Below are 8,486 nucleotides of genomic sequence, written 5' to 3'. Positions count from 1 at the left end.
GGGGGGGGGGGGGGGGGGGGGGGGGGGGGGTCGTTCGGGGGGGGGGGGGGGGGGGGGGCCGGGCGGGGGGATGGACGGGTATTGGCGGAGGGCGTACCTCTATGCCTATATCGGCGTAGTGGTACGCCCTGCGCCAGCTCTCGACCATCGTCCGGGTCCGGGTGCGGGTGCGGGGTGAGGAGCTGGAGCATGGCGCAGAGGCAAAAAACCGGGCACGGGCGGGGCACGTCCCGACCGGGCCTCGGCATGGGGAGTTCTCCCCAGGCAGTTCGCCCCATCGCGCATTCCGGGCGCCCGTCGTAGATTTCAGGCACTGGGTGCGGGACTCTCGGGGGAGAGGGATGAAGGCCCTCCGCGGGGGCGGAGGCCGGCGCAGGGCCGTGGCCCAGCGGAGGCGGGAGACGGATCGGGGGATCCGCTCCCGCCTTCATGCCGTGCGCGCCGTGCAGGTCCTCGCGCAGCGGCGCTGCAACTCGGCGGCATCGTCGAGCGCGCCGCGCAGATGCTCGGGCAGGGAGGAGCCGCGGGGGATCGGCCGCGTCGGTCTCGTCGGTCATCGCGCCCTCTCCAGGCGTCCACCGTGACCGTCGGCGGCCGACGGGGCGGGGTACGGCGTGGGGTGTGCGGGCAGGTGGGACCGGCTGAAGGCCCCGGGCTCCGGCGCCGTGCGGGAAGGGCGCAGGACAGGGCGACGAGCAGTGCGCCCGGGGCGGTGTGATCCCGCTGACGGGTGCTGGACAGCTCTTTCGCGCGCGCCCGCGAGGACCCTAGCCTTGACCGGTGCGCCGAGGCGCACGATTTCCCCGACTGACCTGGCAGGACGCGTCTTGCACCAGGCGCGTCCCACACACCGCTGAAGGAGGCCTCCGGCATGGATCCTCGCCCTGACATCCACCTCGGTCACGAGATGACCCCGACGACCCATACCGGGCCCATCCCGGTCGTGTCCAGGAACGCGGACGCCGGGCAGCGCGACAGCTCCGCGCGCACCACCGCCGCCGTCGTCGCGGCGCTCGTGCTCGCCTTCATCGGCATCGTGCTGATGGGGCTCTGAGAGGCAGGTCCCTCGCCGGGAACGGCACGGGAAGGACCCGCGAGCCCGCGGCGTTGCTCCCTCGCAGCCCGGGGCCTGTGGCCCGCGAAGCGCGAGGCGAGGGTCATCCCCCGATCGACCTGGACCTGACCGGAAGGACGGCCTTCGTCTGCGGCTCCACGCAGGGCATCGGCCTCGCGATCGCGCAGCGGCTCGCGCTCGCCGGTGCGCGCGTGGCCGTCAACGGCCGCTCGAGCGAGCGCGTGGATGAGGCGCTCGATACCCTGGTCGGTGCCGGGGTCGTCCCGGCGCTGCTGGTCGCGGCGCCCGGCGACGTCACCGCGGAGGACGGTCTCGCCGCCGCGCTCGAGGCCGCCGACGAGGTGGGCGTGCTGGTGAACAACCTCGGCATCTTCGGCGCCGCGCCGGCGCTCGAGATCAGCGACGCCGAGTGGCAGCGCTACTGGGACGTGAACGTGATGGCCGCGGTGCGGCTGATCCGCGCGACCCTGCCCGGGATGAAGGAGCGCGGCTGGGGGATGGTGCTGAACATCGCCAGCGACTCCGCGATCGTCACCCCGGCCGAGATGATCCACTACGGCGTCTCCAAGACGGCGCTGCTGGCCGTCTCTCGCGGCTTCGCGAAGGACGCCGCCGGCATCGGCGTCACCGTGAACTCCGTGATCACCGGGCCCACGTACGCCGAGGGCGTGCAGGACTTCGTCTATCAGCTGGTGGATCCGTCCCTGCCTTGGGAGGAGGCGGAGGCCGAGTTCATGCGCCTGCACCGCCCGCAGTCGCTGGTGCAGCGCCTGGTCCGGCCCGAGGAGATCGCGAACATGGTCGTCTACCTCGCCTCGCCGCTCGCGTCGGCCACGACCGGTGGGGCGCTGCGGGTGGACGGCGGGTACACGGACGCGATCCTGCCGTGAGCGCCGCGGGGGTGCGAGAGCGTGCCTCGCAGTTTTCTGCACAGGCGTGTGATGTCGGCGGTATCGGACGAAAGTCCTGCTCATCCGTGGTCGTTGAATCGTAATCTTCGATGGTCTCCGGTGGGGAGACACGGGGGACGGGCGGCTGCCGCCGACGCCCCGGTCCGTGCCGTGCACGGACATCGGTGACGATCACGAAGGATGGGCATGAACGCTCAGAACCCGACTCCGCCGCGCCCGGACGGGAGCCAGAACTGGCCCTCGGCGCCTACGTACGGCCAGAGCCCGCAGGGAGGCCTGCCCTTCGAACCGACCACCTCGGCGCAGCAGCCGCAGCGCCCCGTGCAGGCCCCGGCCAAGAGCTTCCCGATCGCCTGGGCGCTCTCTCTGTTCCTCGGGATCTGGGGCGTGGACCGCTTCTACCTCGGCAAGTGGAAGACCGGCCTGCTGAAGTTCTTCACTCTCGGCGGGCTGTTCATCTGGTGGCTGGTCGACCTGGTGCTGCTGAGCATCGGCCGGGTCAAGGATGCCAAGGGTCGGCCTCTGCGTCAGTTCGAGACGATGAAGTGGCCCGCGCGTGCCATCTCCGGCGTGGTCGCGCTCGGATTCGTCGCGATCATCGCGGGTGGAGGCACGGTCGAGACGCCCCCGGCCGACGAGGTGGTCGCGGGTGAGACCGTCCTCGAGGAGACCGCCGTCCTGGCGGACGAGCCGACGACGGAGGCGCCGACGACGGCCGCTCCCACGACGGAGGCGCCGAGCACCCCGGCGCCCACCACCACGGCCGCCCCGACGCCCTCTCCGACCCCGGAGCCCGTCGCGGCCGAGGGCACGGCGCTCGCCGTCCTCGCCGGACTGGACGAGAAGGGCCGCGGGGCGAAGACCGACTACGACCGCGAGCTGTTCGGCTGGCGCGACGACATGGACCGCAACGGCTGCGACACCCGCAACGACATCCTGCGTCGCGACCTCACCGCGATCACCCTCAAGGGCGGCACGAACGGCTGCGTGGTCCAGCGCGGCACCCTCGACTCCCCGTACAGCGGCGACACCGTCGACTTCGATCGCGAGAACAGCACGATCGACATCGACCACGTCGTGGCGCTCTCCGACGCCTGGCAGACCGGCGCCGCGAGCTGGGACGAGCAGACCCGTCGCGAGTTCGCCAACGACCCGCTGAACCTCCTCGCGGTCGAGTCGAGCCTGAACCGGCAGAAGAGCGACGGCGACGCCGCCACCTGGCTCCCGCCGCTCAAGGACTACCGCTGCGAGTACGTGGCCCGGCAGATCGCCGTGAAGGACAAGTACGACCTGTGGGTCAAGCCCGCCGAGGCCGACGCCATGGAGCGCGTGCTGAGCGACTGCGAGGGCTTCCTCGCGATCGAGGACGACGACCAGTGGCCCGCGACCGGCGAGGGCGACGTCGTCGCGACCGAGGAGGAGCCCGCGCCGGAGCCTGAGCCTGAGCCGGCCCCCGAGCCCGAGCCGGCCCCTGAGCCCGAGCCTGCTCCGGAACCCGAGCCCGAGCCCGCTCCCGCGTACGAGCCTGCGCCGAAGGAGGAGTCGAACGACAGCGGCTCCGGCGGCGGCAGCGCCTACTACAAGAACTGCGATGCCGCGCGCGCGGCCGGTGCGGCCCCCGTGCACGCCGGCGACCCCGGCTACAGCAGGAAGCTGGACCGCGACGGCGACGGGGTCGGCTGCGAGTGAGGCTGACGGCGCGGGTATGGCCTGACCGGTCATGCCCGCGCCCCACGAGGGCGTCCCGCTCCTGCCCGCTGTACCCGCTGACGGCGAGCGGTCGTCAGCGTCGCCGCAGCACCAGCACCGCGTCGAGGTGCTCGCCCGCCGATCCGTCGGGGGCGGTCGCGGCGCGCGGCCGCTCCTCGGCGAGCTCGACCTCCCACTCCTCGGCCGAGCCGCCGAGCTGTGCCGCCTCGTCCTGCACGGAGACCATCGTCGCCGGATGGTCCGTCGCCCAGGACGGCGGTGCGGCGTGGGACACGCTGACCAGACGTCCGCCGGAGCGCAGCGCGGTCATGGCCCGGCGCAGGATCGCCGTGCGGTCCAGCGCCACGTTCGACTGGAAGAAGCTCGCGGTGACCAGGTCGACCGAGGCCGGCTCCGGTTCCCAGGCGTCGAGGTCGACGGCCTCGAAGCTCGCCCCGTCGAGCCCTCGCGCGGCGGCCTCGTCACGGGCCCGGCCGACGGCGGTGGCGGAGATGTCGAGACCGAGTGCGGTCCAGCCCTGCTCGGCGAGCCAGAGCACGTCCCCGCCCTCCCCGCAGCCGAGGTCGATCGCCGTGCCTGGCGCGAGCTCGGCGACGACCGAGGCCATGGTCGCGTTGACCTTCCCTGACCAGACGCGCTCGCTGCCGGAGTAGCGCTGCTCCCAGTACTCGGTGGGGGAGAGGTCGGGGGACGACTCGGCGTGCGCGGGCGCGTGGGCGTGCGAGGCGTGATGGTGTGCGGTCATGGGCTGAGCCTCGCAGACCCTCCCGCGGCGCGGAAGCGCTCTTGCCGAGGACGCCAGAGCAGGCCGGTCCCGCGTGCGGAGTGCGGAGTTCGGGGTAGATTGTCGCCGCTTCCAGCGGCTCCGCCGCCGCAGGGACGAGGGGAGGGGAGCCGATGACGACCACGCGTCAGAGCCGCGCCGAGAAGGTCGACGCCGCGACTCCTGCCTCCCGCAACCGGGTCGTCGACTTCCTGCGCGCCGCCGCGATCACGGTGGTGGTGCTCGGGCACTGGACGATCATCGCCGTCGACCCCGACGGCGGGATCCTCCCGCACGGCGTCCTCGATGGCGCGCGGTGGACCCATCCGCTGACCTGGCTGTTCCAGGTCATGCCGATCTTCTTCCTCGTCGGCGGGTACTCCAACGGCCTCTCCTGGCGCTCCGCACGGCGCAGGGAGATCGGCTACGCCGAGTGGCTGCGCACCAGGCTTCGACGCCTCGGCATCCCGCTGATCCCGCTGCTGCTCACTTGGCTCGTGATCGGCGTGGTCGCCGTCGCGCTCGGCGCCCCGCATGCGACGGTGCAGCTCGCCTCCCAGATGGCGCTGATCCCCACCTGGTTCCTCGCCGCGTACCTGATGGTGATCCTCATCGGCCCGCCGTGCCTGTGGCTGTGGGAGCGGTTCGGCTGGTGGTCCATCGTGGGCGGCATCGCGCTCGCCGGGATCGTCGACGCGATCAGCATCGCCACCGACCAGCCGCTGCTCGGCTACCCGAACTACCTGCTCGTCTGGGCGGCGTTCCACCAGGTCGGCTACGCCTGGCTCGACGGCCGGCTCTCCGGGATCGGCCGACGGATGCTGCTGGCCGGGATCGGTCTGGTCGGCCTGCTGCTGCTCGTGCTGGTGGGCCCTTATCCGGTCTCGATGATCACCGCCGGGGGAGACGCGATCTCCAACTCGAGCCCGACGCGCGTGACGATGGCGTTCCTCGGCATGCTCCAGGCCGGGCTCGTGCTCTCCCTCGAGAAGCCGCTCGAGGCGCTGCTGCGCCGGCCGAGGCTGTGGTTCGTGACCGTGCTCGTGAACCAGCGGATCATGACCTGGTTCCTGTGGCACCTCACCGTCATGGTGGGCCTCGCCCATCTGCTGCTCGCACTCGATGCGCGGGTGCTGCTGCCCGAGCCGCTGACGGGGATGTGGTGGGCGACGCGGCCGCTGTGGGTGTTCGTGCTGCTGGCGCTGACCGGCGTGGTCGTACTGGTGATGGGCCGCTTCGAGACCCCGCGCGCCGACGAACGGCCGGCGCCGCCGCTGTGGAAGCCGATCGCCGCGGCGGTGTGTGTGATTGCCGGCCTCGCCGTCATGGCGTCGGTGGGCGTGGTGGGGGAGGGCGGCGTGACCTGGTGGTGGCCGCTCGTGCCGGTCGTGGGGATGTGGGGGTTAGGGGTATTAGATATGGTGCCTAGTCGTCAACGTTAGGGGATAGATGCTCAAGCGGTCGCTCCTCTGAAGTTGTAAGGAGGGCGACATCCCAGGGGCCGATCAAGTTGTACTCAATACTGACAATTAGGAATTCGCGATCATTATGAATGACAGTGGGCGGAACTCCCGCGTCGAGCATCTCGCGGAGGCGCCCAACGCGGATGAACGAGTCGAACTCACGATACCCAGCGGGAAGGCTATTGAATGCCATCGCCCTGGGGGGCATTTGTGAGCGCGCTATCAGTGGAAAATCAATGTCGACCGTTCCTATATTCCCATTCTCAGTCCGGCAGGCGATAAATATCGATGGTTCACTTGTGTCGCCAGCGCCCACAGGGAGGGCAACGAGGACGTCAGCATCTGGCTTGGTGGGCGTTACGTCAAAAAGCTTCCCAGATAGCTCTTGCGATAGGGATTGAACAAAGTCTGGCACAGAGCGCGCACCGGACCAAACGTGGTCAATTGACCCGTTAAGTGCATTTACGCGCCCTGCGAGACTTGCGTCATCGTCTTGATTCCCGGGTGTGAAATCGATAAGCCGGACCTGCGCTTCGCGCGGCACGGTTGCAAGTAGCTCCGTACCCACCTGATCGGTTTTAGGGAGGGAGTATCCGATTATTGTCAAACTCTTTGCCCTAGAGATGTGGTCATGCGCAGATCTCCAAAGAGCATTAGTCAAGTATGGGGAATAGTAGGCGCTCTTGGTGCTCACGGGAGGCACTAGAAATCTGTCAAGCATCTTGGTTCCGGTAAAATCTTCTGGCTCCGGCACGACCCGGCGGCCGGCGAAAGTTCGTCGCTCTCGGGTTCGTGAAAGTGTTGTCCCGAGGCGGTCGCCCGACGACCAATACCAGTTCAGGGAGCCGTGAAGTTTGAGCAATTGAAGGGAGCTGGAGTTCGGGGAGTCGTTGTCCAGGTAATATACGGCCGGAGGAGCGGGAGGGGCCGGGAAAACTTGAGTGTCGGCTAATACGCGATTGGCGCCTCTGGAGTGGAAGTGGATTAGGCCCGCTTCGTTGATGGCGCTCTCCACCAAAGGGTCATAATTGAATGTAACGACCGCCGCATTCTCTGCATGCCATAACTCGACTAGTCTCAAAAGCCAAGCTGGGCTGGCGGTAGATAGGGCGGCGTTGGTTCTCTCGTCGAGAATTGCTGCAATCTCGGCAATTATGCGTTCAGCCTGGGCTGATCGTGAGGCATTTTGCCAGCCCTTCAGGAACGGGAGTGCTGTTACGCGAACATTTAGCCAGTCTTCGAAGTTGACGGACGCGCTGCTCGATTCTTCGCCGAGGAAGTCTAGGCGCGACTGTAATTCGTGACCTAGGTCGTTCATTAGTGGCATATCTTGGTTGACTGCTCTCGAGAATCCGGCCCCTAGAACATAGACGGGACGCGGTGAAGCGTTTGAATTAAGTTCGGTATTCACGTGTACTACTTCGGGGGGCATGACAAGATCCGATCATTGGGTTATGGGGTGTTCTACTTTATCGAGCTGAGCTCTAAAGTTGCGTGTTATGCGGGTGCGCATTCATCTCGGCGCTTGAGTCTCGCTATGCAGCGGTTCTTGCTTCCATAAACAGATCTGCCGGCATCGTTCGATCCAGTTGCCACACGATCTGCATCGGCCGCGACCCCGTCGCCTGCTGGAACTGGGCCGTGCCGAGGCAGGTGTAGGGCTCGGTGCCGATGTCGCCGGTCTTCGTGCGCCGCACGAAGAGGACGACGCTGGAGTTGCGCGTTGCGTGGTTGATGTATCGCTGCCCCGTGGGGCTCTCCACGCTCGTCGTGCTCTGGGACTCCCAGTGGAAGAGCTGCTGATTGATGGCGTAGTCGCGGTACATGGTGGTGGGGGAGTAGTCCGCTTCGGACTTCTTGAGCGTCACCAGTAGCGCGTCCACGTTCATGCTGGGGAGCCACTTCACGCCTTCGCGGATCGAGCCTGGCGCGCCGGCGTCCAGGGTGCCAAGCCCCAATCCGGCCAGGAGCTCCTCGCGGGAGTACCTCGCATGCGATCGCAGCGGTGAGTCTGCGACTGAACCAGAGAGTGTTTCCGGCCGGACACGAGAAGACTGCTCCTGGAACGCGAGCAGGTGGAGTAGCTCCTCGATCACCGAGGCGTGTGACCGTAGCTCGTCGAGGCCGGTACGAATGCTCCGCTCCCCGTTGGGCCAGAACGAGTACACCAGCATCGCGGCGTGCAGATCCTTCTCAATCCCGGTGGGGAGAGTCGGTGCGGTGAGAAGCCGGCGGTATGCCTGGATCCGCTCAGGATCGTCGACGTGCGTCAACGTCCCCACGCGGCGCAGGAGGGCGTCGGCCGTGTCTGAGAGCGGCTTTCCCCGGTCGGCAGGGAAGGCCCAGTCCACGAGAGTCGACCAGCTCGCAGAACGCTTCTGGCTGTTCAAGCTGCGCGTCCCCGGGCCGTAGATGTCAGCGAGGGACCGCTCTGCCGCGTGCAGGTAGGAGCCCAAGTCGTAGTCACTCGGGGTGGTGCCAGTCGGCTTGTGCTGACGAACGTCTGCCACCAAATCGCGCGTTGAAAGCTTGAGGGGTGTGTCCCCTAGCGTGGTGGCAATCCC

The 8,486-nt window shown here is 68.1% G+C and carries 7 protein-coding genes; 4 read left to right on the top strand and 3 right to left on the bottom strand.

From position 1 onward, the window contains the following. Positions 1-871: 871 nt before the first annotated feature. From HMPREF3159_RS13565 to HMPREF3159_RS13555, 3 genes are all read left to right on the top strand, one after another. On the top strand, positions 872-1,054 hold the full coding sequence (locus HMPREF3159_RS13565; protein WP_070501648.1) for a hypothetical protein: 183 nt from the start codon (positions 872-874) through the stop codon (positions 1,052-1,054). 113 nt (positions 1,055-1,167) lie between these two features. Continuing rightward, positions 1,168-1,965 (top strand): SDR family NAD(P)-dependent oxidoreductase, encoded by a 798-nt coding sequence (locus HMPREF3159_RS13560; protein WP_070501649.1) that lies wholly within the window; start codon positions 1,168-1,170, stop codon positions 1,963-1,965. A 207-nt stretch (positions 1,966-2,172) separates the two neighbouring features. Further along, positions 2,173-3,675 (top strand): GmrSD restriction endonuclease domain-containing protein, encoded by a 1,503-nt coding sequence (locus HMPREF3159_RS13555; RefSeq protein WP_070501646.1) that lies wholly within the window; start codon positions 2,173-2,175, stop codon positions 3,673-3,675. A 94-nt stretch (positions 3,676-3,769) separates the two neighbouring features. On the opposite strand, the gene HMPREF3159_RS13550 is transcribed toward HMPREF3159_RS13555, so the two are convergent. Then, positions 3,770-4,441: a class I SAM-dependent methyltransferase gene (locus HMPREF3159_RS13550; RefSeq protein ID WP_070501644.1), complete on the bottom strand. Its 672-nt coding sequence runs from the start codon at positions 4,439-4,441 to the stop codon at positions 3,770-3,772. A gap of 152 nt (positions 4,442-4,593) precedes the next feature. Here HMPREF3159_RS13550 and HMPREF3159_RS13545 point away from each other — a divergent pair, with 152 nt between their 5' ends. Continuing rightward, the gene (locus HMPREF3159_RS13545) at positions 4,594-5,901 is read left to right on the top strand and encodes an acyltransferase family protein (RefSeq protein ID WP_070501642.1); all 1,308 of its coding nucleotides are present in this window, start codon (positions 4,594-4,596) and stop codon (positions 5,899-5,901) included. Here the strand turns inward: HMPREF3159_RS13545 and HMPREF3159_RS16800 are convergent. Next, positions 5,885-7,240, bottom strand: a complete 1,356-nt coding sequence (locus HMPREF3159_RS16800; RefSeq protein ID WP_168165438.1) for an SIR2 family protein — start codon at positions 7,238-7,240, stop codon at positions 5,885-5,887. The genes HMPREF3159_RS13545 and HMPREF3159_RS16800 overlap by 17 nt on opposite strands. Positions 7,241-7,457: 217 nt before the next feature. Beyond that, positions 7,458-8,486 (bottom strand): DUF3427 domain-containing protein (locus HMPREF3159_RS13540; RefSeq protein WP_210388882.1); only part of this gene is annotated, 1,029 nt, incomplete at its 5' end.

The organism is Brachybacterium sp. HMSC06H03 (genome assembly GCF_001807385.1).
Classification (GTDB): Bacteria; Actinomycetota; Actinomycetes; order Actinomycetales; family Dermabacteraceae; genus Brachybacterium; species Brachybacterium conglomeratum.
Note: the sequence above shows the minus strand (reverse complement) of the source record. Positions and strands in the feature narration are given on the sequence as shown.